Raw genomic sequence first — 1,455 nt, 5'->3', positions numbered from 1 at the left:
ACAAATCCATCGCAGGATCGTTCACGTGATGCACCACGGTGCCGCGCGGGTACGCGGTCACCGCTTCGTACTCGCCGCGCAGGAACCGCTCGAACAGGCGGCACTTGAGCTCCCGGCGCAACCGGACAGCGATCACGTTCGTGGCGAGCTGGTCCAGAAACAGCAAGGCGCTCTGCGCGATGAACAGGATCGCGGCGCAGCCGAGCAGCGCGAACACGACGGCGCGGCCATCGTACGGCCAGCCCCATGCGTCCAGCCGCGCCGACACCGCCAACGCGATCCCGCGCAGCGGTTGATCCGGGCGCATGAGGGCGTCGAACAACGGCACGGTCAACCCGACCGCGACCATGTCCAGCGCCGCGCCGCCAAGCATCAATCCAAGGATGAGGCTAATTTCCCGCGGATAGGGGCGGACGATGTGCCGCCAATAAAATCCCCGCGTGGACGCGCTCATGGGCGGACCGCCGCGGCCTGGGCGCCGTACCATGCCCACGTGCGGCGCAGCCCCTCCTCGAGCGCCACGGCCGGCGTGAACCCGGTTGCCTGGCGCAGCTTCGCCAGGTCCGGGCACCGCCGCATCGTCGATCCCTCAGGGGCCGGGGCCTCCTCGAGGCTCGGCCGGTACCCGGCGAGCCGGATCAGCCGCTCGGCCAGGTCGCGGATCGTCACTTCCTCGGTGTCGTTGCCGATGTTGAGGACCTCCCCATCCGTCGCCGGGGTATCCAAGACCTTCTGTGTCGCCTGCACCGCATCGTCCACATAGCAGAACGCGCGGCGGGGCGCTGCGCCGAAGAGCTTCAACGGGTCGTCCCGGCGGTTGAGGCGCTCGCACAGCTCAGGGATCACGTGCTCGCGTCCCATGCGGGGGCCGTACACGTTGTGGTAGCGGACGATGCTCCACCGCCAGCCGCGCGCGCCGTGCCGCACGCACAGCTCCCCGGCCAGCTTGCTGACGCCGTAGGAGATCCTGGGATTCGCCAGATCAGCAAAGGCGCTGCCCACCGTTTCCGGCGTGGGCAGCGGCAAGGCGCCCATCGCGTGCAAGCCAGAGTACACTTCGGAGGAGGACGCGAACACCACCTTGCCTTGGAACCGCGTCGCGGCGAGCCAGTCCACCAAGTGGACGGTGGCGAGCAGGTTCACGCGCAAGACCTCGTACGGCTTCTCGTAAAAGAATCTCGTGCCGTTGATCGCGGCCAAATGGCACACCTGGCCGATGCCCTCCGGCAGCCGGCGCCACCCGCCGGCATCCGCCAGGTCCGCGTCCACGAACGTGACGCCGGGCTGGGCCCGCAGCCGCTCGACCTCGTCGTCCGGCCCGCCGGTGCGGGACCAATTATCCGCCACCACGACGTCGCGGCCGCGCGCCGCCAGCGCGCGCGCCAGGTGCAGCCCGATGAACCCGCCGCCGCCCGTCACCAGAACCTTCATCGGCGGGCCTCGACGAACGCGCGG

2 protein-coding genes are annotated in these 1,455 nt (G+C 69.7%); both read right to left on the bottom strand.

What is annotated here, in order from left to right; genetic code table 11:
- Window positions 1-454 (bottom strand): hypothetical protein (locus tag Q8Q85_11675; protein MDP3774914.1); only part of this gene is annotated, 454 nt, incomplete at its 3' end.
- Complete coding sequence (locus tag Q8Q85_11670) at window positions 451-1,431, bottom strand: NAD-dependent epimerase/dehydratase family protein (protein ID MDP3774913.1); 981 nt, start codon at window positions 1,429-1,431, stop codon at window positions 451-453. The genes Q8Q85_11670 and Q8Q85_11675, both read right to left, overlap by 4 nt.
- Window positions 1,432-1,455 lie beyond the last annotated feature (24 nt).

It is taken from the genome of Gemmatimonadales bacterium, assembly GCA_030697825.1.
In the GTDB taxonomy this organism is placed as follows: Bacteria; Gemmatimonadota; Gemmatimonadetes; order Gemmatimonadales; family JACORV01; genus JACORV01.
The sequence above is the reverse complement of the archived record's forward strand: the minus strand, read 5'-3'. Positions and strand labels throughout refer to the sequence as shown.